General features: G+C 67.8%; 22 protein-coding genes and 1 other RNA gene. 8 read left to right on the forward strand and 15 right to left on the reverse strand.

Annotation, left to right across the window (positions count from 1 at the left end; all coding sequences use genetic code 11):
- The first annotated feature begins 2 nt into the window (after positions 1–2).
- Together uriT and AC5RWT_RS21470 are read left to right on the forward strand one after the other, a co-directional pair.
- Positions 3–1,364, forward strand: coding sequence for a uridine transporter UriT (gene uriT / locus AC5RWT_RS21465; protein ID WP_494081923.1), 1,362 nt, complete (start codon positions 3–5; stop codon positions 1,362–1,364).
- A complete protein-coding gene (locus tag AC5RWT_RS21470; RefSeq protein ID WP_494081924.1) occupies positions 1,361–2,320 on the forward strand; it encodes a ribokinase in 960 nt (319 codons plus the stop codon). The genes uriT and AC5RWT_RS21470 overlap by 4 nt, the downstream gene beginning before the upstream one ends.
- Before the next feature lie 111 nt (positions 2,321–2,431).
- Here AC5RWT_RS21470 and AC5RWT_RS21475 read toward each other — a convergent pair whose 3' ends face one another.
- The 3 genes from AC5RWT_RS21475 to AC5RWT_RS21485 are packed head-to-tail and all read right to left on the reverse strand — an operon-like array spanning position 2,432 to position 6,257.
- Positions 2,432–4,510: a xanthine dehydrogenase family protein molybdopterin-binding subunit gene (locus AC5RWT_RS21475; RefSeq protein WP_494081925.1), complete on the reverse strand. Its 2,079-nt coding sequence runs from the start codon at positions 4,508–4,510 to the stop codon at positions 2,432–2,434.
- Positions 4,507–5,583: an FAD binding domain-containing protein gene (locus AC5RWT_RS21480; RefSeq protein ID WP_494081926.1), complete on the reverse strand. Its 1,077-nt coding sequence runs from the start codon at positions 5,581–5,583 to the stop codon at positions 4,507–4,509. Before AC5RWT_RS21480 ends, AC5RWT_RS21475 begins: the two co-directional genes overlap by 4 nt.
- Positions 5,583–6,257, reverse strand: a complete 675-nt coding sequence (locus AC5RWT_RS21485; protein WP_494081927.1) for a (2Fe-2S)-binding protein — start codon at positions 6,255–6,257, stop codon at positions 5,583–5,585. Before AC5RWT_RS21485 ends, AC5RWT_RS21480 begins: the two co-directional genes overlap by 1 nt.
- Before the next feature lie 487 nt (positions 6,258–6,744).
- Between AC5RWT_RS21485 and AC5RWT_RS21490 the strand changes: the two genes are divergently transcribed.
- Positions 6,745–7,257: a putative endonuclease domain-containing protein gene (locus AC5RWT_RS21490; RefSeq protein ID WP_494081928.1), complete on the forward strand. Its 513-nt coding sequence runs from the start codon at positions 6,745–6,747 to the stop codon at positions 7,255–7,257.
- 85 nt (positions 7,258–7,342) lie between these two features.
- Here the strand turns inward: AC5RWT_RS21490 and purL are convergent, their stop codons facing one another.
- Genes purL through purS form a run of 3 tightly spaced genes read right to left on the reverse strand, consistent with a single transcriptional unit; the run spans position 7,343 to position 10,805 of the window.
- Positions 7,343–9,751 (reverse strand): phosphoribosylformylglycinamidine synthase subunit PurL, encoded by a 2,409-nt coding sequence (gene purL, locus AC5RWT_RS21495; protein ID WP_494081929.1) that lies wholly within the window; start codon positions 9,749–9,751, stop codon positions 7,343–7,345.
- Positions 9,751–10,533: a phosphoribosylformylglycinamidine synthase subunit PurQ gene (gene purQ, locus AC5RWT_RS21500; protein WP_494081930.1), complete on the reverse strand. Its 783-nt coding sequence runs from the start codon at positions 10,531–10,533 to the stop codon at positions 9,751–9,753. Before purQ ends, purL begins: the two co-directional genes overlap by 1 nt.
- A complete protein-coding gene (gene purS / locus AC5RWT_RS21505; RefSeq protein WP_494045380.1) occupies positions 10,533–10,805 on the reverse strand; it encodes a phosphoribosylformylglycinamidine synthase subunit PurS in 273 nt (90 codons plus the stop codon). The genes purQ and purS overlap by 1 nt, the downstream gene beginning before the upstream one ends.
- A gap of 214 nt (positions 10,806–11,019) precedes the next feature.
- On the opposite strand from purS, the gene AC5RWT_RS21510 reads away from it, so the two are divergent.
- Positions 11,020–11,193 carry a hypothetical protein gene (locus AC5RWT_RS21510; protein WP_494081931.1) on the forward strand — a complete coding sequence of 58 codons (174 nt, stop codon included), beginning with the start codon at positions 11,020–11,022 and terminating at the stop codon, positions 11,191–11,193.
- A gap of 44 nt (positions 11,194–11,237) precedes the next feature.
- On the opposite strand, the gene AC5RWT_RS21515 is transcribed toward AC5RWT_RS21510, so the two are convergent.
- The 3 genes from AC5RWT_RS21515 to AC5RWT_RS21525 form a co-directional block, all read right to left on the reverse strand.
- On the reverse strand, positions 11,238–11,765 hold the full coding sequence (locus AC5RWT_RS21515) for a DUF3237 domain-containing protein (RefSeq protein ID WP_494081932.1): 528 nt from the start codon (positions 11,763–11,765) through the stop codon (positions 11,238–11,240).
- Between the two features lie 120 nt (positions 11,766–11,885).
- The gene (locus AC5RWT_RS21520; protein WP_494045377.1) at positions 11,886–12,227 is read right to left on the reverse strand and encodes an SSI family serine proteinase inhibitor; all 342 of its coding nucleotides are present in this window, start codon (positions 12,225–12,227) and stop codon (positions 11,886–11,888) included.
- A gap of 242 nt (positions 12,228–12,469) precedes the next feature.
- Positions 12,470–13,501 carry a 3-methyladenine DNA glycosylase gene (locus AC5RWT_RS21525; RefSeq protein WP_494081933.1) on the reverse strand — a complete coding sequence of 344 codons (1,032 nt, stop codon included), beginning with the start codon at positions 13,499–13,501 and terminating at the stop codon, positions 12,470–12,472.
- A gap of 335 nt (positions 13,502–13,836) precedes the next feature.
- Here AC5RWT_RS21525 and AC5RWT_RS21530 point away from each other — a divergent pair, with 335 nt between their 5' ends.
- The gene (locus tag AC5RWT_RS21530) at positions 13,837–16,989 is read left to right on the forward strand and encodes a S8 family serine peptidase (RefSeq protein WP_494081934.1); all 3,153 of its coding nucleotides are present in this window, start codon (positions 13,837–13,839) and stop codon (positions 16,987–16,989) included.
- Positions 16,990–17,101: 112 nt separating this feature from the next.
- Here the strand turns inward: AC5RWT_RS21530 and AC5RWT_RS21535 are convergent, their stop codons facing one another.
- The gene (locus AC5RWT_RS21535) at positions 17,102–17,569 is read right to left on the reverse strand and encodes a MarR family winged helix-turn-helix transcriptional regulator (protein ID WP_494045374.1); all 468 of its coding nucleotides are present in this window, start codon (positions 17,567–17,569) and stop codon (positions 17,102–17,104) included.
- Between the two features lie 94 nt (positions 17,570–17,663).
- Between AC5RWT_RS21535 and AC5RWT_RS21540 the strand changes: the two genes are divergently transcribed.
- Together AC5RWT_RS21540 and AC5RWT_RS21545 are read left to right on the forward strand one after the other, a co-directional pair.
- Positions 17,664–17,876: a hypothetical protein gene (locus tag AC5RWT_RS21540; protein WP_494045373.1), complete on the forward strand. Its 213-nt coding sequence runs from the start codon at positions 17,664–17,666 to the stop codon at positions 17,874–17,876.
- Between the two features lie 116 nt (positions 17,877–17,992).
- Positions 17,993–18,205: a hypothetical protein gene (locus tag AC5RWT_RS21545; protein WP_494045372.1), complete on the forward strand. Its 213-nt coding sequence runs from the start codon at positions 17,993–17,995 to the stop codon at positions 18,203–18,205.
- Between the two features lie 212 nt (positions 18,206–18,417).
- Here the strand turns inward: AC5RWT_RS21545 and AC5RWT_RS21550 are convergent, their stop codons facing one another.
- Entirely contained in the window at positions 18,418–19,704 is a 1,287-nt protein-coding gene (locus tag AC5RWT_RS21550) for an aspartate kinase (RefSeq protein ID WP_494081935.1), read from the reverse strand.
- A 493-nt stretch (positions 19,705–20,197) separates the two neighbouring features.
- Between AC5RWT_RS21550 and AC5RWT_RS21555 the strand changes: the two genes are divergently transcribed.
- A complete protein-coding gene (locus AC5RWT_RS21555; protein WP_494081936.1) occupies positions 20,198–20,998 on the forward strand; it encodes an alpha/beta fold hydrolase in 801 nt (266 codons plus the stop codon).
- Positions 20,999–21,040: 42 nt separating this feature from the next.
- Here the strand turns inward: AC5RWT_RS21555 and recR are convergent, their stop codons facing one another.
- The 4 genes from recR to AC5RWT_RS21575 all read right to left on the reverse strand — a co-directional run bounded on the left by recR (position 21,041) and on the right by AC5RWT_RS21575 (position 26,336).
- Complete coding sequence (gene recR, locus AC5RWT_RS21560; RefSeq protein ID WP_127514123.1) at positions 21,041–21,637, reverse strand: recombination mediator RecR; 597 nt, start codon at positions 21,635–21,637, stop codon at positions 21,041–21,043.
- Positions 21,638–21,661: 24 nt separating this feature from the next.
- Positions 21,662–25,147 (reverse strand): DNA polymerase III subunit gamma and tau, encoded by a 3,486-nt coding sequence (locus AC5RWT_RS21565; protein ID WP_494081937.1) that lies wholly within the window; start codon positions 25,145–25,147, stop codon positions 21,662–21,664.
- Positions 25,148–25,225: 78 nt separating this feature from the next.
- Positions 25,226–25,321: signal recognition particle sRNA small type (ffs, locus tag AC5RWT_RS21570), an RNA gene on the reverse strand.
- Between the two features lie 7 nt (positions 25,322–25,328).
- Positions 25,329–26,336, reverse strand: coding sequence for a prenyltransferase/squalene oxidase repeat-containing protein (locus tag AC5RWT_RS21575; RefSeq protein ID WP_494081938.1), 1,008 nt, complete (start codon positions 26,334–26,336; stop codon positions 25,329–25,331).
- Between the last annotated feature and the right edge of the window lie 324 nt (positions 26,337–26,660).

Here is a 26,660-nt window from a genome sequence, read left to right on the forward strand (position 1 = left end):
CCCTGCTGACGGCCTGCGTGGCCTTCCAGCTCAATGCCTCCATGCTCAGCCCCGCCCTGGTCACCATGGGGGAGGAACTGCAGACCGACCAGGCCTCCATCGGCCTGTCCCAGACGTGGTTCTTCACCACCGCCGCGCTGTTCTCCCTGTTCCTGCCCCGGCTGAGCGATATTGTCGGCCGCAAGCGGATCCTCGTCGGGATGATGCTGCTGACGGCCGCCGGCTCCGTGATCGCCGCGCTGGCCCCGGACGTTACGTGGCTCTTCGTGGGCCGTATCATCCAGGGCGCCAGCGGTCCCACCGTGCCGCTGTGCCTGATCATGCTGCGCACCGCCGTGCCCAACCTGCGCACTTACGGCACGCTGATGGGCGTCATCCTCGCGGTCAACGGCGGCGTGGCCGGCGTCGATTCCTTCCTCGGCGGCTACATGGCCGAGCACTACGGCTTCCGCAGCATCTTCTGGTTCATGGTGGTCCTCGCCGTGGTCGCCGCGGTTCTCGTCGCCGTCCTGACGCCCGAGAGCAAACCGCAGGCCGGGACGCGGATGGACTGGACCGGCGTCGTCTTTATTGTTGTCGCAGTCGGTGCCCTGCTCACCGCGCTGAACGAGGCCGCCAAGCTGGTCGGTGTGTTCTCCAGGGGGACGCTGGTCCTCTCGCTGGTGCTGATCGCCGTGGCCGCCGCCGCGTTCGCCGCCTTCTGGGCCACCGAGAAGCGCGCGAAGCAGCCGATGGTCGAGATTGTCCATCTGCGCCAGCGCTCCACGTGGGCGCCGCTGCTGACCACGGTCCTGACCATGACCGGCATCTTCGCCGTCATCAACGGGATTGTCCCCGGCTACGTACAGGCCGCCGCACCGGGCTTCGGCATCGGCCCCACCGAAACGGCGCTGCTCATCCTGACCCCCTACGCGCTGCTGGGCTGGGTCTTCGGCCCAATCAGCGGACGGCTCGCCCCGGTACTGGGCTACACCAATGTGCTGCGCATCGGCATGATCGGCAGCATCGTCTCCCTGGTGATCATTGTGCTGTTCGGCCTGAACAGCCTGCCGCTGATGGTCGCCGCCACTGCGCTGCTCGGCATCATGTACGCCGGCACCGCGAACATTATGCTCAACGGGCTCGGCGTGGTGCTCTCGCCCCCGGGCAACCCCGGCTTCCTACCGGGCATGAACGCCGGAGCCTTCAACCTCGGCGCCGGGCTGAGTTTCCTGGTGCTGCCGGCGGTGCTCGTGGGCACCTCGGCGCTGGGCGACCGCGCCTCTTACCTCACGGCGGTGGTGGTCGGCCTGGTCATCACGGTCGCGGCCTTCGCCGCCTCGCTGCTGATCCCCAAGCCCGTCGATGCCGAGGTGGAACAATGAGTCCGCAGGCCGGACGCATCGTCGTCGTTGGTTCACTGAATGCGGACCTGACCATCTACACCGAGCGGCTACCCAACCCCGGCGAAACCCTTCGCGGCGAAGGCTTCGCCGTGAACCCGGGCGGCAAGAGCGCCAACCAAGCCGTGGCCGCTGGCCGGCTGGGCGGCAACGTCGCCCTGATCGGCGCCGTGGGCGAGGACTCCAACGGGGACATGCTGCTGGCCTCCGTTGCAGGGGGTGGCGTGGACGTTTCCCGCGTGCGCCGCGCGTCCGACGTCGAGACCGGCGTCGCCGTCATTACCGTTGACGCCGCGGGGGAGAACAGCATCGTCATTTCCCCTGGCGCTAACGGCACCGTAGTTCCGGATGACGTAGTCGCAGCCGGGGACGTTTTCGATGGCGCGGCCGTGGTTTGCCTCTGCCTCGAGGTCTGCCTGGACGCAGTGGAGGCGGCAGCAAGATCGGGGCACGACGCCGGAGCAACAGTGCTGCTCAACCTCTCGCCTTACGCGCCCGTGCCGCAAAGCCTGGCTGAACTCAGCGACGTCCTGCTGGTCAACGCGCACGAGGCTTCGCAGTTCCTCGGCGGCGCCGAAATGCCCGGCGCCAACGCGGCCGTTGCCGACTGGGAGCAGGTGCGCTTGAAGTTTGCGGCTCAGGGGCTGGACCGCGCCGTGGTCACCCTGGGCGCCAACGGCTCCATCGTGCTGGATTCGCACGCCGAGGAGGGGCGCCAGATCACCCGGATCGCCCCCACCAAGGTTGACGCCGTGGACACCACCGGCGCCGGCGACGCCTTCACCGGGGCCCTCGCGGCACGGCTTGCCGCAGGGGAGACCCTGGCCGAGGCGGCGGCGTTCGCTTCGGTCGCTGCTGCTCTAGCTGCCATGAAGAAGGGAACCCAGGCCGCGTATCCGCGACTGGCAGACGTGGAGCGTCTGCGGCCTGGCGCCTGACGCTTAGAGGCCGAACGCGACGTACAAACGAACGGCGCGGTGCACCGGAAGGTGCGCCGCGCCGTCGTCGTTGGTGGGATCATCTCATCCTTCCCGGGCTCAGGACACCTTTCAGACCAGGAACTTGTCCGCGGTCAGGGGCAGGTCCCGGACGCGGATGCCGGTGGCGTTGTAGGCCGCATTGGCCACTGCCGCTGCCGCCCCGACGATGCCGATCTCCCCGATCCCTCGTGCCCCGAGCGGTCCGGCGTGCTCGTCGACTTCCTCCAGCCAGAAGGCCTCCAGCTGCCGGATGTCTGCATTGGCCGGAACGTGGTACTCGGCGAAGTCGTGATTCACGATCATCCCGAACCGCTCGTCCATCAGGCTTTGCTCGTGCAGCGCCATGCCGATGCCCATGGTCATGCCGCCCAGAAACTGTGACCGGGCGGTGCGCGGATTGATGATCCGGCCGGCGGAATAGACCCCCAGCATCCGCGACACCCGGATCTCGCCGGTGTCCGCGTTCACCTGGACCTCGGCGAACTGGGCGCCGAAGGAATGCAGCGCGTAGTTTCGGCTGGCCGGGTTCTTTTCGCCGTCGCCCTCCGATGTGTCCTCCGCCGAGGGAAATGCGCCGTGCTCCTTGCGGAACATTTGGGCCGCGCCGATGATCGCCGAGCCCCAGCTGGCCGTTCCGGAGGAGCCGCCGGCAACGGTGGCCACCGGCAGGTCCGTGTCGCCGATCTGCAGCCGGACCTGTTCCGGGCCGCACTCCAGCGCCTCGGCAGCAATTTGGGTCAGCGCCGTCCAGGCACCGGTGCCTAGGTCCACGGCACCTATCTGCACCTCGTAGAACCCGTCGGCGGTGAAGCGGATCCGGGCGGTGTTCGCCGGCTGCCGCCGCGCCGGGTAGGTGGAGGCAGCAACGCCGATCCCGGTCCGCCAGCCATCTACCGGAGTGGTCCCCGGTTGCGGGTTGCGCCGCTCCCAGCCGAACCGGCGGGCGCCCTCGCGCAGGCAGGCCAGGAGGTGCCTGCTGGCGAACGGCTTGCCGGTTTCCGGATCGATGGCCGGCTCGTTCCGCACGCGCAGTTCGATCGGGTCGATCCCGCAGGCCTCCGCCAGTTCGTCCATGGCCACTTCCAGGCCGAACGAGCCCGGGCACTCACCCGGCGCCCGCATCCAGGACGGTATCGGAACATCCAGCGACGCCAGCCGGTGGGTGGTGCGCCGGTGGTCGGCGGCGTACATCATCCGCGATATCCCCGCGGTCTGCTCGGCGAATTCCTTGATCGCGGACGTCTGCTCCACCACGTCGTGCGTCAGCACGGAAATCCGGCCGTCCGGACTGGCGCCCAGTTGCAGCCGCTGGATGGTCGGCGTGCGGTAGCCGGCCAGGAAGAACATCTGTTGCCGGGTCAGCGCGTACTTCACGGGCCGGCCGCCGGTGACTTTCGCGGCCAGCGCGGTCAGCACCACGTGCGCATGCGGCAACCCCTTGGAGCCGAAGCCGCCACCCACATGCGGCGCCACCACGCGGATTTGCTCCACCTCCACGTCGAAGAGCGGCGCCAGGGTCTTGCGCGCGTTGTGCACCGCCTGCGTGGAGTCGAACACCAGCAGCCGGTCGCCGTCCCACTGCGCCACGGTGGTGTGTGGTTCCATCGGATTGTTGTGCTCGGCCGGGGTTGTGTAGGTGCGGTCAACAACGACGGCGGCGCTCGCCAGGGCGGCGTCCGGATCCCCCGTCTGGGTGTCGGTCTCGAGGCCGGCGTTGATCACTTCCGGCTTGTACAGGTCATCGTGGTCCGCGCGCAGCGCCGCGTGGTGCGGCTCTCGGTGGTACTGCACGCGCACCTGGGCTGCCGCTTCGCGCGCGATCTCGGGGGAATCGGCCACCACGGCCGCGACGAACTGCCCGCGGAAGCCCACTTCGTCGGACTGCAGCACGGCCAGTTCCTTGTCCTCGGCGTTGGCCAGCCGCGGAGCGTTCAGGTGCGTGAGCACCGCCACCACGCCGTCCATCGTTCCGGCCGCGGCGGTGTCGATGGAGGCGATCCGTCCGCGGGCAATCGTGGATTGGACGGCGTGCAGGTAGGTGGGGTTCTCCGCTGGGTGCTCGTAGGCATAGGGGGCCAGTCCGAGGACCTTGGCCCGTCCGTCGACCCGTTCCAGGTCCAGTCCGGTGGCCGCGGGCTGCACGCTCATGGTCGGTCCTCTCCGCCGGTCGCCGGAGTCTCCGTCCGGCCGCCGCTCTGGTCTACTCCGCACAGTTCCCGCAGCACGGACACCACGGTGTTGCGGACCATCGGCACCTTGAACGCGTTGTCCGGCAGCGGGACCGCATGCCGTAGTTCGGCGTCGATGGCCCGGCGGAACTTCTCCTCGGTGGCCGGTTTGCCGCGCAATGCCTCCTCGGCGAAAGTCGCCCGCCAGGGTTTGTGTGCCACGCCGCCCAAGGCAAGCCGCACTTCGGCGACCGTTGGCGGGGAAGCCGGATCATCGCCGTCGTCCGTATCAGTGGGCTCTTCCAGCCGCACCACGGCAGCCACGGACACCAGGGCGAAGGCGTAGGACGCCCGGTCGCGCACCTTCCGGTAGGCCGAGCGTGTCCCCTCCGTCAGCGGAGGCAGAACCACCGCGGTGATCAGCTCCCCGTGTTCCAGCACCGTGTCGCGCTGCGGCTCATCGTGGGGGAGCCGGTGGAAGGAGTGCAGGCCCACGGTGCGGTCGCCGGAGGGCCCCAAGATCTCCACCCGGGCATTCAGCGCCGCCATCGCAACCGCCATGTCCGAGGGGTGCACGGCCACGCAGTCCAATGAGGCGCCGAGGATGGCGTGGTAACGGGTGTAGCCCTCCAGTGCGGAGCAGCCGGAGCCGGGGTTGCGCTTGTTACAGGGAGTGGTGACGTCCTGGAAGTAGACGCAGCGGGTGCGCTGGAGCAGGTTGCCGCCGGTGGTTGCCGCATTGCGCAGCTGCCCGGAGGCCCCGGAGAGCAGCGCCTGCGAGAGCACCGGGTATTGCTGGCGGACCAGCGGATGGGCGGCGAGGTCGCTGTTCGGGACGGTCGCGCCCAGGCGCAGGCCGCCGTCGTCGGTCGTTTCGATCTGGTCCAGCGGCAGGTGCGAGATGTCCACCAGCTGCTCGGGCGCGGCCACTCCCAGCTTCATGTGGTCCACCAGGTTGGTCCCGCCGGCCAGGAAGGCGGCGGCCGGATTGCCGGCGACGGCGGCGACCGCCTCGGGCGGGCTGGCGGCGCGGGCGTAGTCGAAGGGCTTCATCAGGGCTGCCCCGTTCCGCTGGCGGGCTGGTTCGTTTTGTTCGCTGGCTGCGGAATGGCCGATTCGGTCGCAGGGCGGCCAGTCTGTCCGCCGACCTGGTTGCCCTCCAGGGCCTGGCGGATGGCGGCCACGATATTCACATAAGCGCCGCAGCGGCACAGGTTTCCGCTCATTCGCTCGCGGATCTCGTCGTCGGGCAGTTCGGGGGCTTGCGCGGGCTGGGAGCCGCGCATCGGCCCATCTGCACTGCCCTCCGGGGTCCCGTGTGGTGTGGATCCTTCGGCGAGGTCGGGGGTGACGTAGCTGGGATCGCCGCGGGCGGCTTCGTCCAGCATGCCGACGGCGGAGCAGATCTGCCCGGGGGTGCAGTAGCCGCACTGGAAGCCGTCCTGGTCCAGGAACGCCTGCTGGACCGGATGCAGTTCGCCCTCGGAGGCCAGCCCCGCGGCGGTGACAACGCTCGCGCCGTCCTGGGCCACCGCGAAGACCAGGCAGGAGTTGATCCGCCGGCCGTTGAGCAGCACCGTGCAGGCACCGCACTGGCCGTGATCGCAGCCCTTCTTCGGCGAGAAGATGCCCAGCCGGTCGCGCAGGGCATCGAGCAGCGTGGTGCGGGTGTCCAGCCTGACCGTGGTGGCGCGGCCATCCACCTGCAGTGAGATTTCGGCGTCCATCGGCTACCTCCGGCGTCCGAGTCCTCCATCAGAATCCTGCTGTCCACCAGCATCGACTATTCAGCAGACGGCGTTTCCAGCTCCGAGAAGGCCGCCTGTTGAATAGTCGTTTGGAAGCAGGCTTTGCTTTGCTGGCAACTTATAAGAGTCGCTCCCGGGCCACAACCCCTCGCCGCTGCGGCCCAGCCGCGGGATCAGGATTCCGAGCGGCCGTTCCCTCGGGCTGGCGGCTCAGGTTCGGGCCGTCTCGATGGTTACTCACGGCTCGGTCTTATCACATGTCACCGCGGCCAGGCTGTGGAACTTTCCGCTTCCATCCTGGGCGGACAGCGACGACTCGACCCACGTAACGCGCCCCAGACACCTCAATGCGCCGCGCCGCAGGGGAGTTGTGGGACACCGGGCCAGTCTTGCACCTGACGAGATGGTCACACTGGACGGCGTCCCGTTGACCTCCCGACTTAAGACGTGGCTTGACCTCGCTAGCATGCTGCCCGTCGCGGACCTGATAGTCATCGGCGACCACTTGGTCCGTTTTCCACGTGCAGCTTTTGAAGCCAGAGGTGCGCCGTTCGCGACGGTCGCTGACCTGACGGAGGTCATCAGGTTGCATAAGGGCAAGCGCGGCGTAGCCAAGGCGGCCGAGGCGGCGCGGCTGGTTCGCGTAGGTGCGGATTCTGCGCCGGAAACACGATTGCGACTGGCCTTAGTCGATGCGGGGCTGCCGGAACCGAGCCTGAACGAACCGATTGTCGACGACTGGGGAAGGAGTTGGCACTCCCCGGACATGCAGTACAAGGACTACAAACTGGCGATTGAGTATGAAGGCGGCCACCACCGGACGTCCGAGCAGTTGGCCCGTGACATTCGGCGTGCGGAGCAAACAGCCGCAATCGGGTGGCTGGAACGGCGGGTCTCCAAGGAGGACATGCACGGGGACGCACGGGCAGCCGTCTCGAAGATCCGGACGGCGCTGCGGTCCCGCGGCTGGCGTCCCTGAGCAATCCAAGATGGAACGAAAAGTCAGCAGGCGCCCTTTTCACGGTTGAAAAGGGCGCCTGCTGAATAGTCGATGCGGAGAGGAGCTACGCGAAGTACTTCGGCAGCGTTGCTTCGTGAGCTTCCTTCAGCTCGGCCAGCGGCACGGAGAATTCGCTCTGGAAGTCCAGCGCGCCGTTCTCGGTGTCCACCACGCCAATGCGCATGAACGGGAAGCCCCGCGCGCCGCACATGTCCTTGAAGCGGACCTCTTCGCTGCGGGCCACCGACACGACGGCGCGTGCCTGGGACTCGCTGAACAGCAGCGTGAACAGGTCCACGCCGTCGCGCTCGCAGACCTCGCCCAGACCGATCCGGGCGCCGACGCCGAAGCGCAGGGCCATCTCGGACAGCGCGGCGGCCAGCCCACCTTCGGAGATGTCGTGCGCGGCGTCGATCATGCCGTCGCGGGAGGCGTTGATCAGCAGTTCGCCCAGCAGCTTCTCGGCCGCCAGGTCCACAGCTGGGGGCTTGCCGCCCAGGTGTCCGCGCAGGTTGGCCCATTCGGAGCCGTCCAACTCGTCGCGGGTGGTGCCCATCAGGTAGATTGCCTGGCCGTCCTCGCGCCAGCCCGACGGCGTGCGGCGTGCGACGTCGTCGAACTTGCCGAGCATGGCCACGACCGGCGTCGGGTGGATCGGGGTGGAGCCGGTCTGGTTGTAGAGCGAGACGTTGCCGCCGGTGACGGGGACGCCCAGCTCCATGCAGCCGTCGGAGAGGCCGCGGATTGCTTCGGCCAGCTGCCACATGACATCCGAGTCTTCGGGCGAGCCGAAGTTCAGGCAGTCGGACACGGCCATCGGCACGGCACCGGTGGTGGCGACGTTCCGGTACGACTCTGCCAAGGCCAGCTGCGCGCCCTGGTAGGGATCCAGGTAGGTGTAGCGGCCGTTCGCATCGGTGGCCAGTGCCACGCCGAGGCCGGTCTGCTCGTCCACACGGACCACGCCGGCGTCGTCGGGCATGGCCAGGGCGGTGTTGCCGCCCACGTAGCGGTCGTACTGGTTGGTCACCCAGTCCTTCGAGCACATGTTCGGCGATGCCATCAGTTCCAGCACGGCTGCCTTCAGGTCCTCGGTCGTGGCCGGGAGGTCGGCGCCGGCCGCGGAGGCTCGGAAGCTGTCTGCCTGGAGCTTGTCCTGCCATTCCGGACGAGCGTAGGGGCGGTTGTAGACCGGACCCTCGTGGGCGACGGTGCGCGGGTCGACGTCGACGATGGTTTCGCCGTCCCACTTGATCACCAGGCGCCCGGTGTCGGTGACCTCGCCGAGCCAGGAGTATTCCACGGCCCACTTGGCCATGACTGCCTCAAAGGCTTCGACGTTCTCGGGGGAGACGACGGCCATCATGCGTTCCTGCGACTCGGACATCAGGATTTCGCCCGGGGTCAGGGTCGGGTCGCGCAGCAGCACCGAGGTCAGCTCAACGTCCATGCCGCCGTCGCCGTTGGAGGCAAGTTCAGAGGTGGCGCAGGAAATGCCGGCCGCGCCCAGGTCCTGGATGCCCTCGACGAGGGAGCCCTTGAACAGTTCCAGGCAGCACTCGATCAGCACCTTCTCCGCAAACGGGTCGCCGACCTGAACCGCGGGACGCTTGGAGGGCTTGGTGTCGTCGAAGGACTCCGAGGACAGGATGGAGGCGCCGCCGATGCCGTCGCCGCCGGTGCGTGCACCGAACAGCACCACCTTGTTGCCCTTGCCGGAGGCGTTGGCCAGCCGGATGTCCTCGTGCCGCATGATGCCCACGGCCAGCGCGTTCACCAGCGGGTTGCCCTGGTAGACGGAGTCGAAGACCACCTCGCCGCCGATGTTGGGCAGGCCCAGCGAGTTGCCGTAGCCGCCGATGCCGGCGACCGCGCCGTGGACCACGCGGGCGGTGTCCGGGTGGCCGATCGCGCCGAAGCGCAGCGGGTCCATCACGGCCACAGGGCGCGCGCCCATGGAAATGATGTCGCGCACGATGCCGCCGATGCCTGTCGCGGCGCCCTGGTAGGGCTCCACCATCGTCGGGGAGTTGTGCGATTCGATCTTGAAGGTCACGGCCCAGCCGTCGCCCAAGTCGGTCACGCCGGCGTTCTCGCCGATGCCCACCAGCATGTGCTTCTTCATGTCCTCGGTGACCTTGTCGCCGAACTGGCGCAGGTGGACCTTCGAAGACTTGTAGGAGCAGTGCTCGGACCACATCACCGAGTACATGGCCAGCTCGGCGGCGGTCGGACGGCGGCCCAGCACCTTGACCACCTCATCGAACTCGTTGCGCTTCAGGCCCAGCTCGGCCCAGGGCAATTCCGTGTCAGGGGTCTGCGCGGCATGCTCCACGGTGTCGATGTTGAACTGGCGCCCCTCGACGCGTTCGACGGCGTCGGCCGCCTGGCCGAAGCTCTGGACGTGTTCGTTGCGCACCTCGGCCGGAGTCTCCAGCCGGGTGGTAGCGCTCGTCTGATTGGTCTCGGTCATTACTTGGCACCTGCAACAATCTTCGTCAAAACTGAGGTAAAAATTCCCAGGCCGTCGGTGCCGCCGCGCAGTGCGACGTCGCCGAAAGCGGAGGAATCGGGGCCGAAGCCGGCTTCCACGGCGTGCTCGGGGTGCGGCATCAGGCCCACCACGTTGCCGGCGGCATTGCTGATGCCGGCAATGTCGCGCCGCGAGCCGTTCGGGTTCACGTCCACATACCGGAACACCACGCGGTTCTCCGCTTCCAGTTCGTCCAGCGTCTTTTCGTCCGCGACGTACTGGCCGTCCTGGTTCTTCAGCGGCACCACAATCTCGGTGCCGGCTTCATACTGGCTGGTCCAGGCGGTGGCGTTGTTCTCCACCCGCAGCCGTTGGTCGCGGCAGAGGAAGTGCAGGTGGTTGTTCTTGATCATCGAGCCGGGCAGCAGGTGCGCCTCGGTCAGCACCTGGAAGCCGTTGCAGATGCCCAGCACCGGCAGCGGATTGTTCTTCGCCTTCGCGCCCTCGCTGATCTGGTCCATCAGCGGCGCGAAGCGGGAGATGGCGCCGGCGCGCAGGTAGTCGCCGTAGGAGAAGCCGCCGGGGATGATCACGCCGTCCACGCCCTGCAGGTCGTGGTCGCCGTGCCACAGGCTGACCGGCGTGCCGCCGGCAATCCGGACCGCGCGGGCCGCATCGCGGTCGTCCAGGGTGCCGGGGAAGGTGACGACGCCGATGCGCGCACCGGAGAGGCCGGCGTCGGGCGCCGGCGAGAAGTCGCCGATCAGGGGAGTCTCGGTCATTATTCGCCGGCCCCGATGGTCGCCTCGGTGATGACCTCCACCCGCGTGACGTCCTCGATCACCGGGTTGGAGAGCAGCGTGGTGGCGGCGTGGCGGGCCTGGTCCAGGATGTCCTGGGTGACCTCGCCGTCGACTACCAATTCGAAGCGCTTGCCCTGGCGGACTTCGCTGAAACCGGTCTGGCCCAGACGGTTCAATGCGCCGACAATGGCTTTGCCCTGCGGATCAAGAATTTCGGGCTTGGGCATGACATCAACAACGATCCGGGGCATCCGGTCACTCCTGTGCTTGGATTGTGCTCTTCAAACGAAGCGAGGCGCGCGGAATCCAGTGCAGTATCAGTCCAACAATCGGTGCCGTCTCACGCTGACCAGCGCTCCGCGAGCTTGCGGAATCCATTCTACCGGCATCCGGAGGCGCGGATTTTACGGGACGACGACGGCGAAAGCGGCCAACACCGTGCCGTTGTTCCGCCGGACTCGTACCATGAATGACATGACGGACAAGCCGCAGTCCATGCTGTTGCCCATCCTGGCCGCCGTCGTGCTGGCCGGTCTCGGCCGGATGGTGATCCAGAAGATCCGCGAGGACCGGCGGGCGGTGGGCGCCGCGCGTGACGACCTCGGCCAAAAGGTGAGCGAAGTCATGCGCGGCCGCTGACTGGCCAGCGGGCCTCATCGGCCATGCAGAGGCCAGTCGACGGCCTAATCGACCACCCAGACGTCGAGTCGGACCTGGGTGGGGAGCCTGGTGCCGCTGCCGACGAGGATCCGAGACGACAGCCAGCTCCACTCCGGTCCGCCGGCCAGCGCGCGGGGCGAACAGCGGAAGTAGATGCGCTCCGGCGGAACGGGCTCGTTTCGTACCAGTGCGGCAATGTCCTCGGGCGAACCGGTGCGGATGCCGAAGTTGTTGATGTAAATGCGTTCGCCGGAGTCGGTCTCGATGGCGTATTTTGCTTCGAGCTCGGTCATGGTGGAGGACCGCAGCAGCTGGAAGTCCGCCCCGCCGGCCAGCACCCGGCCATTGAGCTGGGGGCCGGAAACGGTGCCGCCGGTGATCGGGATGATGCGCCGTATGCCTTCAGCGGTGTCGCCGACTTCGATCGGCTCGGCTACCTCTATGGCAATGCTGGCCAGGAACGTCAGGCCCGGGGCGGAGGGCGTTTGAGGCGGGACATCGGCAGCAGTAGCGACTGAAGCTGCGGCAGCTCCGGAAGGTTGCGTCATCATGATCCGAGACTACCCCGCCCACTATTCAGCACCCGCCCTTTTCAGCGCTGAGAAGGGCAGGTGCTGGATAGTGGATTGAGGGGAGAGAGGCGTGCGGGTCTGGAGTTGATTGCCGAGGGGTTAGGCCTCGCCGGCGCGGCTGCCGAGCAGGGCCTGCATGCTGTTCCACTCCGAGATCTTGCAGCCGTCGGTCAAGGAGAATTGCTTGTCCACCTTGCGGCCGCTGATCGTGCCGGTGACCCGGGCCTGCTGAGGGCCGCCGTATTGCTGGGTGCAGATGCGGTTGCGGTCGGGCAGTTCGAAGAAGACCTTCTCTCCGTGCTTGGTCAGCGCTGCGCACGCAGCTTCGGCGTCGCGGACGGTGGACCCGTCGGCCGGCTGACTGTCCCGGCAGACCAGCTTGCGCTCGACCCGGGCATCGCTCCCGGCGGAGGTCAGCACGACGGTCAGATCGGCATCCATGGCTGTTCCTTCCTGGGTGTTCGGAGGGGTGGACTCTGAGGGGGCGGGCTTCGAGCTGCCGGGGGCTCCGGGGGAACTTGTCCCGGGGGAGGCGGGAGCCGTGATCCCGGGGGAGGGGGCCGGCTCGTTGCTCGGGCCGCAGGCCGAGAGCGAGGGCACGGCGAGCAGGCCGATGATGAGCGCCGCGGTCCGAAGCCCTCTGACCCGCCGCGGGGCCGAACGTCTTGCTGTGACCGCCATGATCAATCCTCCGCTCGGATGTTCCCCGTGTCGCCGGCCCCATCAAGGTGCTTCTCGAAACTAACGTCTGCCACGTCGAGGTGGTGCCCGATACCCGCGCCGACCCCGCGGTCCAGCAGGTCCAGAGCCTCCAGCAGCCTGCCGCGCAGCACCTGTGCCTCGGCGGCAAACGCCCGCTGGGCGGCCACATACTGCGCCCGGCCTTCGGTGGTCTCGATCCGCACCGGCTCGTAGCCCCATCCGGACAGGTCGTACGGGGAGGCCCTCATGTCCAGCTCGCGGATCCGCCAGGACAGCTCGAAGCAGTCCATCACCAGCTCGCTGGGCAGCGCGGGGGACAGCTTGTACGCCCACTTGTACAGATCCATGTTGGCGTGCAGGCAGCCGGGCTGTTCCAGTTGCCGCTGGTTCTCGCGCGTGGGTCGCAGCGTGTTCAGCGGAACGGCTTGCGGCGTATAGAAGCGGAAGGCGTCAAAGTGCGAGCAGTTGATCCGGCTGCCCTCCACCACCTGATCCGTTCCCTCGGCGCCGAGCCGCAGCTCCAGATAGTCGTGCCGGACGCCATTGAGCCGCGACTTGTACACCATGGCCCACTCGTGCAGCCCGAAGCAGCCGAACCTCGCCGGCCGCGCCGCGGCACCGGCCAGGATCTCCCGCGAGAACGCCACCGCGCTTCCCCGCGCCGCAAGGAAAGCCTCCGCGTCGAAGGTGACCGCACCGCCGTCGTGCTCCAGACCCGCCGAGCGGCACTCGGCGGCAGTCGCTCCACGGTAGAACTTCCAGCCAAGCCGCTCGCGGGCTGCGGCACCGGTCAGCACCACGACCGCTCCCGGATGCCAGCGCAGCAGCTGGCCCGGTTTGAGGCTGTAGTAGGTGAACAGGAAGTCTTCCACCGGGTGTTTCAGCCCGGCGGAGCGGCGCTGCAGGTACGGCTCGGTGAAACGCGCGGCCCGCGCGGCGTGGGCCCGGGCGCGCGGCAGCCAGACCTCCGGTTCCAGAACCCGGGGCCGGTCAAGGAGGACCTGCTGCGCCATGGCTCCATTGTCCCAGCAGCGGCGGCAGTTTGGCACCGGCAAAAGGGCGGCCGCTTATAGCACTGCTGCCTGCTGCGGGAAAGATCCGGCAGGCCTATTGGCCAAGGCGCACCCAAAAAAGGTGAAACAGTTCTTTCAGATCGCCGGTTGCGGTATTTTGGTTGCACAGGTGCACCAAATGTGGCTGTTGTCACAGTTGGGGGAGGGGGCCGGCTTCGCACGCCGGCGCGTCCAATATCCTGCGCGGCCGTTTACCGCGCGGGGTACGGCATTCGGTTGCGCCTGGGGTCGGACCAAGGCGGTCGGGCTCACCGGATGGAAGGGCTATACCTCTCATGACCAAGCAAAGCAGCAGCTTTGTGCGCCGGCAGGGAATGCGATCTGCCGCAGCACTCGCACTGGGGATACCGTTAATTCTCTCCGGGCTGGCCGGCCCGGCGGCGGCCGCACCCGCCAATCTACCGCGCACCATCACGTCGAACCCGGATGGACAGCAGGCCATCTACGAGGACGGCCGCTACATTGTGATGCTGGATTCCGCTCCGCTGGCGACTTATGAGGGCGGTGTGGCCGGCATTGGGGCCACCAAGCCCGCTAAGGGCGAGAAGCTGAACGACAGCACCGCCCACGCCAAGAAGTACCGCACGCACCTGACCAACACTCAGGACGACGTCGCTGCCTCCGAGGGCGTGGAAATCCAGAAGAGCTTCACGACGGCGGTGAACGGCTTCGTGGCCGAGTTGACCGGACTGCAGGCGGCGGAGCTGGCCAAGAATCCCGGCGTCGTGGCGGTGGCTCCGGACGAGCAGCACCACCCCGACTACTCCAGCACCGACTACCTGGACCTGCCCGGCCCAGACGGCGTCTGGGCCGGGCAGTACGGCGGCGTGGAGAACGCAGGCAAGGGCACGGTGGTCGGCGTGATCGACACCGGCTACTACCCGGAGAGCGATTTCCTGGCCGGCGAAGAGGTCAAGCCGCTGCGCGGTAAGGCCAAGGTCGGCGAACCGTACCTGACCGCCGACGGCAAGATCGCCATGCTCAAAGCAGACGGCAGCACGTTCCTGGGCGAATGCCAGCCGGGTCAGGAAGGCTCCGGCTTCGACGGCACCGAATGCAACTCCAAGGTGCTCAGCGCGCGCTACTACGCGGACGACTTCCTTCGGACGGTGCCGGCACAGAACCGGAACCCGAAGGAGTCCATCTCCCCGCTGGACATCGCCAGCCACGGCACCCACACCGCCACCACCGCCGCCGGCAACAGCGGCGTGACGCAGACGGTGGCCGGCCGCGACTTCGGCACCGGCAACGGCGTGGCCCCGGCCGCCAAGGTGTCCGTCTACAAGATCTGCTGGGAGGACAACGACGAGGCCACCGGCGGATGCTACAGCTCCGCCGCGGTGGACGCGATCGAACAGGCCCTCCTGGACGGCGTCGACGTGCTCAACTACTCCATCTCCGGGAACAACAACTCGGTGTTGGACCCGGTGTCGGTGGCGTTCCTGAGCGCCGCCGAGGTGGGAATCTTCGTTTCCGCCTCCGCCGGCAACACCGGCCCGGCCGCCGCCACCGTCAACCACAGCGCTCCGTGGGTGACCACGGTTGCCGCCAGCACGTTCTCGAACGAACTGCAGGGCACGGTGGAACTCTCCGACGGCACCAAATACCGCGGCACATCCATCATGAACCGCGAGGTCCCGCAGACCAGCCTGGTCCTGTCCGCAGAGGCCGGCGCGGCAGGCGCCACCGCCGACGAGGCGAGGCTCTGCTACCCGGGCAAGCTCGATCCGGCCAAGGTTGAAGGCAAGATCGTGGTCTGCGACCGCGGCGTGAACCCCCGCGCGGACAAGTCCGTGGCGGTGAAGCAGGCCGGCGGCGTCGGCATGGTGTTGGTCAACGTGGTGCCCGGATCGCTCGATCTGGACCTGCACGCGGTGCCCACCGTCCACATCGCCGACGCGTCCATCAAGGACAAGGTGGCTGCCGATCCGGCGCTGACCGCCGCGCTGCGCAACAAGGACACCACCGGCTTGGCCCAGAGCCCGGTCCCGCAGGTCGCCGCGTTCTCCTCGCGCGGTCCGTCCATGGCGGTGGACTCGAACCTGCTCAAGCCTGACGTCGCCGCCCCGGGCGTGAACGTCCTGGCCGGCGTCTCGCCCGTGATGGGTGGCGAGACCAGCGGCTTCATGTCCGGCACCTCGATGGCGGCCCCGCACGTGGCCGGCCTCGGCGCGCTGCTGCTGGCCGAGAACCCGCGGTGGTCCCCGGCCACGGTGAAGTCGGCGATGATGACCACCGCCGGCGATCTGGTGAACGAGGACGGCTCGGTGAACGAAGACCGCTTCGCCACCGGCGCCGGCCATGTGGATACCGCTCGAATGGGCGACCCGGGCCTGGCCTACGACGCCGACGTCGAGGACTGGCTGGGCTTCATCCAGGGCACCGGTCTGGACCTGGGGCTGAAGAAAAAGGACACCATCCAGTCCAAGGACCTCAACGTTCCGTCCTTCGCCCTCGGGAAGCTGGCCGGCGAGGTCACCGTGGAACGCACGCTCACCGCACTGGAACCCGGCTCCTACACCGTGGACGTGGACCTGCCCGGTGTGGCCGTCAAGGTCTCGCCCCGAAAGCTGAACTTCACGAAGCCCGGCCAGGAACGCGAGTTCAAGGTCACCTTCCAGAACGTGAACGCTCCGCTGGATGAGTTCGCCATGGGCAAGCTGGTCTGGAGCGAAAAGGGCCGCGGCGGCCATCAGGTCGCCTCGCCCATCGCCGTCCGGCCGGTCACTGCCGTGGCCCCGGCCAGCGTGGCCTTTACGTCCGACGCCGGTGACGGCAGCGGTTCGTTTAAGGTCACCTCGGGCACCAACTCGCCTATCGATCTGGCGGTCGAGGGCCTGGCCAAGTCCAACGCCACACAGTTGGAGAAGGTTCCTGGCCAGCCCGCGGTGATCGGCTCCAACGCCAGCACCGGCTACGCACCGCAGAACGTGCCGGAAGGCGCAACGATGGCTCAGTTCGCCCTGAATGCGGCGGATCCGGCATCCGATTGGGATCTGCACGTCCTCACCCCCGCCGGCACGGTGATTTCTGCCGCCACGGCGTCGGCCAGCGAGTCGCTGGTGATCAATAATCCGGGGCCCGGCACCTACTTTGCGATCGCTCACCTGTATTCCAGCCCGGACGGCAAGGCCAGCAAGGGAACCATCAACACGGTGGCGCTCAGCGGCGATGCCGGCAACCTTGCGGTCAGCCCGGATCCGCTGAACCTGCGAAACGGCAAGACCAGCACGGTGCAGGCCGCCTGGTCCGGTCTGGAGGCCGGCAACTGGGTGGGTCTGGTGCAGTTCAGCGAGGGCATCTCCACGCCGGTGACCATCAATGTCTCCGGCGCCGGCACCGCGGCACAGGTGCCGGCGGCCGAGGGCAGCGCGGTGGTTGTCGACGGTGGCGCCTCTCCGCAGCCGGAGCAGCGCAACGACCGGTAGGCCCGTTGGTTTCTGGCAACGGGACCTGAGGGAATGAAGAAGGCGGCCGGTGGATTGATCCACCGGCCGCCTTCACCGTCCGCGGCGCGGACCTGCCCGGCCCTTCCGGCCTTCAGGCCCGGTCCTGGCCTCCGGCTTCCCGCGCAGCCGCGATCAGCGCATGCATCGCGGCGTTCAATTCCCTCAGCTGCTCACGTTCCAGACCCAGCCGCGAGAGCATGGTTCCCGGCACGGCCAGTGCCTGCTCGCGCAGCGCCACGCCGGCACCCGTCAGGCCCACGGCCAGCGCCCGCTCGTTGCCTTCCATCCGTTCCCGGGTCACCAGCCCGGCCTGCTCCAGCCGCTTGAGCATGGGGGAGAGCGTGGCCGGGTCCTGCTGAAGTGCCTCGGACAGATCCTTGACCATCCGCGGACTCTGCTCCCACAGCGCCAGCATCACCAAGTACTGCGGATGGGTGATGCCCAGCTTCTCGAGCACGGGCTTGTAGGAAGCGACCACGCTCCGCGAGGCCACCGACAGCGCGAAACACAGCTGGTGCTCCAGCAGCAGGTCTTCCGTTGTTCCCGCTGTCACGGTCATCACTCCCGGTCAGTTAGTGCACTAATTGTTCGTCCACTATTATGGATACGAACGCCCGCGGAGTCCACCGGGCACCGGAAGAAGGATCACCCACATGACGGAGAAGAAGTCCCGCGTCAACGCGTTCATGCGCGCGACCGGGAAGTTCCGCTGGGTCTTCGGCCCGGCGCAGAAAAGCGGCGTCGACCATCCCATGACCGAGGAAAACAAGGCGCTGCTCAAGCAGCGCGAGGCCGAAGCAGCGCAGTGGGAAACGGTCACCCGGGCCGACGGCAGCACCTACATTGTGCCCAAGAAGCGCTCCTAGGAATCCGACTGCCCAGCGGGCGCCCAAGCCGCTGTTCCTTTCCCCGGACCCTGTTATTCCGTACCGCTCCTCGTTACACTGATGCCACGGATTCTTCTGAGCAAGAGGTGAGTCAGATGGCTGGGAATTCGCGTTTCATGAACCGCTTCATGCGAGCCACGGAGAAGGCGGCAAAGGTGTGGGGCCCGGCGGACCGAATCGATTCGGATTCTCCGGTTGTCCACCGGCACGACGCCTCCGAGAAGGCGTCGGAGGAGCAACTGTCGCAGATCGAAGTGGAGCGGGAAGCCGGTCACTCGTACGCGTACCGCAGGCCGCAGAAGCCCTGACGCCGGACTGGCGCCGCCCGCGCGGCACCCGCGCCGCCCGCGCGCGGCACCCCCACCCCATCGAGAAATCAGCAGGCGCCCTTCCCGAGGCCGGGAAAGACGCCTGCTGATCAGTCGATCCGGGTGCCAGGTGAACCCGGCGGTTAGCTCGCGGGAGGCCGCCGCAGGGGTTAAAAGTTTGACCCCTGTGCTAGGAACTGTCGTGTCGCAGGTCAGCGGCCGGTGCCGCCGTACACCGTGGCTTCCTCGTCGGAGTCCAGGCCGAACGCGGCGTGCACCGCGCGGACGGCGGTGTCCAGCAGGTCGGCGTGCGTGACAATCGAGATGCGGATCTCGGAGGTGGAGATCATGTCTACGTTCACGCCGGCCTTGTGCAGCGCCTCGAAGAACCTGTACGAGACGCCCGGGTTGGAGCGCATGCCGGCGCCGATCAGCGAAAGCTTGCCGACGTTCTCGTTGTAGAGGATGCCTTCGAAGCCCACCACGTCCTGAGCCGCCTTGAGCGCGTCAAGGGCCTCTTTGCCTTCCACCATGGGCAGCGTGAAGGAGATATCCGTCTTGCCGGTGCCGCGGGTGGAAATGTTCTGCACGATCATGTCGATGTTCGAGTGCGCACCGGCCACGATGCCGAAGATTTCCGCGGCCTTGCCGGGAATATCCGGCACGCCCAGGATGGTGACCTTCGCTTCGGAGCGGTCGTGGGCAACGCCGGAGATGATGGGCTGTTCCAAGGGTTCTCCCTCTTGAATCTTGATCTTGTCGTCGGGGCTGGGCAGCACCCAGGTTCCCTCGTTGGTGCTGAAGGACGAGCGCACATGCAGCTTCACGCCGAAGCGGCGGGCGTACTCGACGCAGCGCAGGTGCAGGATCTTGGAGCCTGAGGCAGCCATCTCCAGCATCTCCTCGCTGGAGATGGTATCGATCTTCTTGGCACTGTGCACTACCCGCGGATCAGCGGTGTACACGCCGTCCACATCCGTGTAGATCTCGCAGACATCGGCGCCCAGCGCCGCCGCCAGCGCCACCGCCGTGGTGTCGGAGCCGCCGCGGCCCAGCGTGGTGATGTCGTTGCTCTCTTGGCTGATGCCCTGGAAGCCGGCCACAATGGCGATCTCGCCCTTTTCAATGGTGGTCAGTACCCGGTGCGGCGAGACATCGATGATCCGCGCCTTGCCGTGGATGGCATCGGTGACCATGCCGGCCTGGCTGCCGGTGAAGGACTGCGCCCTGGAGCCGAACTCCTGAATCGCCATGGCCAGCAAGGACATGGAGATGCGTTCGCCGGCGGAGAGCAGCATGTCCATTTCGCGGGCGCTGCGATCCGAGGAGACTTGGTTGGCCAGGTCAAGCAGTTCGTCGGTGGTATCCCCCATGGCGGACACGACGACCACCACTTGGTTGCCGGCGGCCTGGGTATCGACCACGCGTTGGGCCACGCGCTTGATCCCCTCGGCGTCCGAGACTGAGGAACCGCCAAACTTCTGCACTATCAGGCTCATGTGGGCTCTAAACAACTCCTGGGTTGGGGCCCGGACCGTACCGCGCGATGCGGCGGCCGGGCTCATGGAATGCTGCCGCGGGCCCTGGCTGCGGACACGGCGCGGCACTGGCAATTCTAACGCCGCATCAGGTACGGCGGAGAATGCGGCCAGTCAGTGTGACTGGCCATGGTCATAACGACGCCGGTGCCTCACCGAAGTGCCGCACGGCACCGGCGTCGGTGCGACACGGTCGCCGAGGGTCCCCGAGCCCGGTGCCGTCTACGAACTCGGACCCATCGACCACGCCCCAAACCCGACCGACTAGGCCCCGACTCACCTTGCGGCCGGAAGTGGACGCGGCTTAGACACCTCGCTCCTTCCTCGCTCTGCGATGCGCCGCTTACCGCTTCCGGCCGCAGATGTGGTTTCGGTGGTCGACCAAAGGCGCTCGCGCCTGCGTGGAAACCGTTTGGAGACCAACCGCCGCGGATGGCTTTGCTACATTCACCACATGGTGACCCTGCGCGGAAGGCTCGCACTGCCCGGAGTGACACTTCGTTACACGGACGTCCCCGGCAATGAACCCGCGGTGGTTTTCCTTCACGGTGCCGGCGCCGATCACGCCATGTTCGAGTCGCAGGCGGCCGCCCTCGCTGAGCGCAGACAGCGGGTGGTCTTGCTTGACCTTCGCGGGCAGGGGCAGTCCCAGCCCAATACGAAGGGGCTGACCGCGGAATTGTTTGTTAAGGACGTGGAGGCGCTCATCGCCGAGCTGGGACTTGAACGCCCCGTACTCTCGGGCCACTCGCTCGGTGGCAATATCGCCCAGGAACTCGTCCGGAGGAATCCCGGCAAGTACGCGGGTCTGATCGTGATGGGCTCCACCTGGAACGCTGGGCCGCTCACGTCCAGCGAACGGTTCCTTCTGCGGCTGGCGGGCCCCGCGCTCGCGCTTGTTCCGGCTCGGTCTCTGTCGAAGGTCATGGCGAATGCGTCAGCCGTGACCGACGCCGGGAGGTCCGATGCGGAACGCGCGTTCGCGCAGGTCACCAAACGCGGGTTCATCGACGTGTGGAGGGCCACCGTGCAGTTCGTCGCCCCAGATGCCGGATACCGTACGCCCATTCCCTTGCTCTTGGTACGTGGCGCTGAAGATAAGACCGGCAATATTGCCACGGCGATGCCAGCGTGGGCAGTTGCCGAGAACGTGGCCGAGCACGTCATCCAAGGTGCCGGTCATCTCGTGACTCAGGATGCACCGACCGCCGTCACGGAGGCCGTCACCAAGTTCTTGGCTAACGAGATTCCTTGATGCACCGTGCCTGTGCAGGTTTGGCGGCCACGACCCGTGGCATTAGGTCAGGATGCGGCGGCCTTCGAACGCGCGGCCTAGGGTGACTTCGTCGGCGTATTCCAAGTCCCCGCCCACGGGCAGCCCAGAAGCCAGCCGGCTCACGGGGATGCCAATCGCCTTGAGCATGCGCGCCAAATAGGTGGCGGTGGCTTCGCCTTCCAGGTTGGGATCGGTGGCGATAATGATTTCTTCGATCTGCTTGTCCGAAAGCCGGTTCAGCAGTTCTTTGATGCGAAGCTGCTCCGGGCCGACGCCGCCGATCGGATTAATTGCGCCGCCGAGCACATGGTAGCGGCCCCTGAAGGAACGGGTCCGCTCGATGGCGATGACGTCCTTGGACTCTTCCACCACGCAGATGGCCGTCGGATCCCGGCGTGGGTCGCGGCAGATGTTGCAGGTGTCCTGTTCGGAGACGTTCCCGCAGATGGAGCAGAACTTCACCCGCTCCTTGACGTTGGTCACGGCATCAACGAGCCGCTTCATGTCGGCCGGATCGGCGTCCAAAATATGGAACGCGATGCGCTGCGCCGACTTCGGGCCAATTCCAGGCAAGCGGCCGAGCTCGTCGATCAACTCCTGGACAGCACCTTCGTACACTGAACCTTCATTCTCCGCGTGCGGTCAGGAACCGTCGTGGCTTCGTTCTTCAATCAGGCGTCCGCCGAGCAACCGTTCGATGGCTGCGCGGCCCACGAGCCCGGAGTCCTCGATCGACTCGTCGTCGTCGCTGGGGATGTCCTCGACGTATTTCAAGTTTAGGTCACGGCCGGACGGGGACGGCGTTGCCGGGCTTGCCGTTGCCTGCGTCGCCTTCGCCTGGTCCAGCAGCTGCTGGTAGCGGCTGCGCTTCTGGCCGGGCACTTGCCGGTCCGGCGTCGTCTCCCATTCCTCGGCGGGCGGTTCGTCGTTGGCATAGGGGACGTCGTCATAGGGCGAGGCCGGGGTCGACGGCGCCGGGGCGCTCTGGTCTGAAATCTGTGCGCCCTGAAGCTGCACGCTGGGCTGGGCGGCTCCGTTGGGAGAGGGAGCTTCCCATCCCGTCGCGGACTCCGGGGCGGACTCCACCGCGACTGCAGCAGGGGTCCCGGCGCCAGCGGCGGAGGACGCCGAGGACATCCGCTCGGCCAGCTGGGCGAACACCGGCTTCTCCCCGGGCAGGGCCGGGGGCCGCTGGCCGTTGCCGGCAGCGCTGTTCGGTGAATCGGCCGACGGCGCCGAGACCGCAGTGGTCCCGGACATGCCGCTGGGTGCCGACGCGCCCGATGCCGCCGAAAAGCCGGAGGCCGCGGACATCCCGCTGGGGGCGGAGTGGCCGGAAACCGCCGAAACACTGGATGCGGCGGATGGTGCGGATCCGGTCGAGGAAGCGGACAGCGGCGAGGGAGCCGTCATCCACGATCCTGCGGATGGACTTGAGACGCCGGACGGTGCCGAGACAGCCGACGGCGCCGACGTGCCCGATGGGGACGACATGCTCGAGGCGGCGGACAAGCCCGACGCGAACGAGGCCCCGGACGGAGCCGAATCTGGTGTGGGCGTGAAGCCGACAGGTGGAACTGGCGGAGCGGTGGCCGGTGCAGGATCCGGCGGAGTGCTGTGCGCCGTGGGCGCCGGGACGGGCGCGGGCGCGCTTACCGTAGCGGTGTTGGCGGACCATCCACCGTCTGCCGGCTGCTGCCGGCTAGTTGGTACTTTTGGGCCGGACTCACCCGCTGTCACCGAAGCATCTTCCACGGTCAGGATCCGCAGGTCCATGCCGAGGACCTGTTGGATGGCCTGCCGCAGGTTCTCCGCGTGGTCGCCGTTGCCGAAGTTGGTTGCGGAACCCTGGTTCTTGAAACCGAGCGTTAGCGCCGTGCCGTCGAGACTGAGCGGCGAGGCATTGGCGCTGACGTTCATCCAGGTCACCTTGCGGATGCCGCTGAGGGTGCTCAGGATCTCCGGCCAGGCACGGCGGATCATCTCGATCTGGCCGGATGCCTGCGGGGCAGTTTGGTCCTGCCGCGAAGGCTGCTCCGGTGCTCCGGTTGGTTCCGGACGGGACGGCTGCTGCTGGGCGGCCGACGGTGCTGCGGCAGGTTCCGGACGGGAGGGCTGCTGCTGGGTGGCCGGTGCTTCCTGGGCCGGACGCTGCGGCGCGGGCTGCTGAGCCGGGGGCTGCCCCGGTGCCTGCGGCTGCCGCTGGTTGGGCGCCTCGGCGGCCTGCGGAACCCCAGGCTGCTGGGCTGCCCGCGCGGCCGCGGCGCTCACGGGCGCTTGAGCGGGTGCCGGGGTGGTGGGCTTCTCCGGTGCGGGGGCCGGTTCCGGCATGGCGCCCCAGGATCCGCCCCAGTCGGCCGACGTTTCAGTCGCCGCACTGGCGGCGGTTTCTTGCGGACGGGCCGCGTTGGCCGTTCCCTTCACGCCAGCGTCCTGCCGGCCTGCGTCCTGCGGGTTTCCGAAAACGGACTGCGGAACGGCGGGGCCGGGTTCGACGGGCGCCGCAGAACCGGCGGGAGTGGCGCCGGCAGCTGCCCGCGCCACAGCTGCAGGGGCAGCAGGCACCTGGGCGGCATGCGCAGCGGCACCGGATGCACCCGCGGAGTCTGGGTTCGGGGTTCCGGAGGTTCCCGAGGCCACAGGTGCCGTACCCCCGGAAGTGGCGGGAGCTCCGCCGTCGTACTCTTGGGCACGCTGCCCAGCGGGCCGGGCATTGGTTGCGGCGGCAGGCGACCCTTGCTGGTCCTCCCGCGGCCAATCTGCAGTGCTCACCCGTGGGGGAGTGATGCGCTCGGCATCTTGGCGCGGCGACTCGGCAGGGGCAGGGGCCTGAGTTTGTGCCTTGTGGGCGTTGGCGCCACGGAGCGCTGCGCGGGCCGCAGCAGGCCCGGAGAGTTGAGGTTCGGTGGCAGCGTGGGCGGCAGGCGCCAGGCCTTGGTCGAGCGGGGCGGACACCGGGGCTCCGCCGTAGCTGAGCCGGCGCTCGATCCGGTCTACCCGGGCCGCGACGCCCTGCTCGCCCTGGTCGGCGGAAGGCAGCAGGATCCGCGCGCAGAGCAGTTCCAGGTGCAGGCGCGGGGAGGTGGCGCCGGTCATCTCGGTCAGCGCCTGGTTGGTGATGTCCGCGGCGCGGGAGAGTTCGGCGGCGCCCAGCTGGTTGGCCTGCGTCTGCATCCGCGCGATCTGGTCCTCCGGGACGCCGCGCAGGATGGCGTGGGCGCTTTCCGGCATGGCCCGCACAATGATCAGGTCGCGGAAGCGCTCCAACAGGTCCTCGACGAAGCGGCGCGGGTCGTGGCCGGTCTGCACCACGCGGTCTACGGCGCTGAACACCGTGGACGCGTCCGCCGCCGCGAAGGCGTCGACGACGTCGTCCAGCAGCGAAGCGTGCGTGTAGCCGAGCAGGGACACGGCCAGTTCGTAGTCCAGCCCGCTGGGGCCGGCGCCAGCCATCAGCTGGTCCATCACGGACAGCGAGTCGCGGACGGAACCGCCGCCGGCGCGGATCACCAGCGAGAGGACGCCCGGGGCCACCGGCACGTTCTCCTGCCGGCAGAGCAGCTCCAGATACTGCATCAGCGGCTCCGGCGGGACCAGCCGGAACGGGTAGTGGTGGGTACGCGAGCGGATGGTGCCGATGACCTTGTCCGGCTCGGTGGTGGCGAAGATGAACTTGATGTGTTCCGGCGGCTCTTCGACGATCTTCAGCAGCGCGTTGAAACCGGCGGACGTGACCATGTGGGCCTCGTCGATGATGAAGATCTTGTAGCGGTCGCGCACCGGGGCGAAGGTGGCCCGTTCGCGCAGGTCGCGGGCGTCGTCCACACCGCCGTGGGACGCGGCGTCGATCTCGATGACGTCCAGGCTGCCGGGGCCGCCGCGGCCCAGTTCGACGCAGGAGTCGCACTTCCCGCACGGGGTGGGGGTGGGGCCCTCGGCGCAGTTCAGGCAGCGGGCCAGGATGCGGGCGGAGGTGGTCTTGCCGCAGCCGCGCGGGCCGGAGAACAGGTAGGCGTGGTTGACGCGGTTCTTCTGCAGCGCCGCCATCAGCGGATCGGTGACGTGTTCCTGCCCGATAACGTCCGCGAAAGTGTCCGGGCGGTAGCGACGGTAAAGGGCTGTACTCACGATGAAACCCTATCGGTTGAAACTGGGCCCGCGCACGCCGGAGCGCTGGGGCTGGGGATAGGTAGCAGGCGGGGGTTAAGTAAAGACCCCTCATGCACCTGACAGAGCCCGCTTACCCTTGCTACCTTCCGGTCCTGGGGGAGTTCACAGGATGACACCGCATGAGGGGCCGACGAATAGTCTACCCGACTCCGGACGGCGTCCCGAAATCCCCGGCGGCACTGCCGGCGGACTCCCACCAGCGCAGCACCCGGGCGCAGCGCAGCGTTGCCCAGCGGCCGATGTCCTCGGCCGTCCAGCGGAACCACATCCGGCCCGGGTACGGCCGGTAGCCGCCCCAGTTGCCCGGGCTGCGCCGGTGCGAGGCGATCGCCTCCACGGCCATCGACATCCGCTCATCCTGCGGGCAGTTCTCGGCGCGGAAGTACTCCAGCCCGCGCAGGATGTCGAAGTGCCACTGCGGCGGGAACCGGAACTGGGCCAGCGTCGGGTGGGCCACGCCGCCGGTGCGGTGCGAGCGGTAGAGCGAATGCATCAGCAGGAATTCGCGGCCGCGGGCCTCGGCGGCGGCCACCGGGAGCGGGCCGCCGCTGTGCCGGTACGCGGCCAGCCCCTCCAGCGTGCTGATGGTGGTGTGGAAGGAGCCGTGCTTGTCCGGCGAGCTGTGCGGCTCGCAGTTCCAGCCGCCGTCGTCGAGTTCCTCGGCCAGCAGCCAGGCCACCGCGTCGTCGATCCGGGAATCGCCGTCGAGCCGCTGGCCCAACTCGGAGCCGACCAGCACAGCCATCGCGGTGACGCAGTTCTCGGCCCTCTTCGGATGCCGGTCAAAGCTGAGCCCGCCGTCGAAGTACGACGCCCCGTCCAGCAGCCGCAGGCACCCGGAAACTGCCTGCGGGTGCCCCGGCGCCAGGCCGAGCCAGTGCAGCAGCAGCAAGGTGAACATGGTGGACGTCCACTTCGGGTTGTACAGCCCGCCGTCCCAGCTGCCGTCCGGATCCTGCGCCTGGAGCAGCACCGCACCCCAGCCATTGCCCGGGATTTGGGCCTGCGCCTTGGCCACTTCAAAGTCCGGTGCATCACAGAGATCGCGCAAGGTCTGGAACCGGATGGACGGGTCGCCGGCCAGCAGCCAGTCCACAATGCGCGCCGATGGAACGCTGCCTTCTGCGGGCTCCGGATGGGTGGCCACGGCGCATCATTCCCCTCGGGTGAACGCTTCCCCTGAGCCCCTCACCTCTTCTATGGCGATATTTTGCCACTGCCGGATTCAGGCTTCCAGAGCGGACGGGCCGATCGGCCCGACCGGCGGGGAATTCGTTCCGGCCGGCCCCGCCGTGCTTGTTTCGACGCCTGCGGATTGTGCCCGGGGCTCTCCGTGCCGAGCTCGCTGCCCTCCTGCTCGATTCGGCAGATCGGACCGGTTTCGGGTACTCTGGTATCTGCTCTTGTGAGCAAACATCTGGAGGATTCGCCTAGCGGCCTATGGCGCACGCCTGGAACGCGTGTTGGGTTC

It is taken from the genome of Arthrobacter sp. Dra40, from assembly GCF_059091905.1.

Coding starts and splice junctions, on each gene's coding strand:
- AC5RWT_RS21470 (WP_494081924.1), top strand. CDS start 1,361: ATGAGTCCGCAGGCCGGACGCATCGTCGTCGTTGGTTCACTGAATGCG.
- AC5RWT_RS21475 (WP_494081925.1), bottom strand. CDS start 4,510: ATGAGCGTGCAGCCCGCGGCCACCGGACTGGACCTGGAACGGGTCGAC.
- AC5RWT_RS21480 (WP_494081926.1), bottom strand. CDS start 5,583: ATGAAGCCCTTCGACTACGCCCGCGCCGCCAGCCCGCCCGAGGCGGTC.
- AC5RWT_RS21485 (WP_494081927.1), bottom strand. CDS start 6,257: ATGGACGCCGAAATCTCACTGCAGGTGGATGGCCGCGCCACCACGGTC.
- AC5RWT_RS21490 (WP_494081928.1), top strand. CDS start 6,745: ATGCTGCCCGTCGCGGACCTGATAGTCATCGGCGACCACTTGGTCCGT.
- purL (WP_494081929.1), bottom strand. CDS start 9,751: ATGACCGAGACCAATCAGACGAGCGCTACCACCCGGCTGGAGACTCCG.
- purQ (WP_494081930.1), bottom strand. CDS start 10,533: ATGACCGAGACTCCCCTGATCGGCGACTTCTCGCCGGCGCCCGACGCC.
- purS (WP_494045380.1), bottom strand. CDS start 10,805: ATGCCCCGGATCGTTGTTGATGTCATGCCCAAGCCCGAAATTCTTGAT.
- AC5RWT_RS21510 (WP_494081931.1), top strand. CDS start 11,020: ATGAATGACATGACGGACAAGCCGCAGTCCATGCTGTTGCCCATCCTG.
- AC5RWT_RS21515 (WP_494081932.1), bottom strand. CDS start 11,765: ATGATGACGCAACCTTCCGGAGCTGCCGCAGCTTCAGTCGCTACTGCT.
- AC5RWT_RS21520 (WP_494045377.1), bottom strand. CDS start 12,227: ATGGATGCCGATCTGACCGTCGTGCTGACCTCCGCCGGGAGCGATGCC.
- AC5RWT_RS21525 (WP_494081933.1), bottom strand. CDS start 13,501: ATGGCGCAGCAGGTCCTCCTTGACCGGCCCCGGGTTCTGGAACCGGAG.
- AC5RWT_RS21530 (WP_494081934.1), top strand. CDS start 13,837: ATGACCAAGCAAAGCAGCAGCTTTGTGCGCCGGCAGGGAATGCGATCT.
- AC5RWT_RS21535 (WP_494045374.1), bottom strand. CDS start 17,569: ATGACCGTGACAGCGGGAACAACGGAAGACCTGCTGCTGGAGCACCAG.
- AC5RWT_RS21540 (WP_494045373.1), top strand. CDS start 17,664: ATGACGGAGAAGAAGTCCCGCGTCAACGCGTTCATGCGCGCGACCGGG.
- AC5RWT_RS21545 (WP_494045372.1), top strand. CDS start 17,993: ATGGCTGGGAATTCGCGTTTCATGAACCGCTTCATGCGAGCCACGGAG.
- AC5RWT_RS21550 (WP_494081935.1), bottom strand. CDS start 19,704: ATGAGCCTGATAGTGCAGAAGTTTGGCGGTTCCTCAGTCTCGGACGCC.
- AC5RWT_RS21555 (WP_494081936.1), top strand. CDS start 20,198: ATGGTGACCCTGCGCGGAAGGCTCGCACTGCCCGGAGTGACACTTCGT.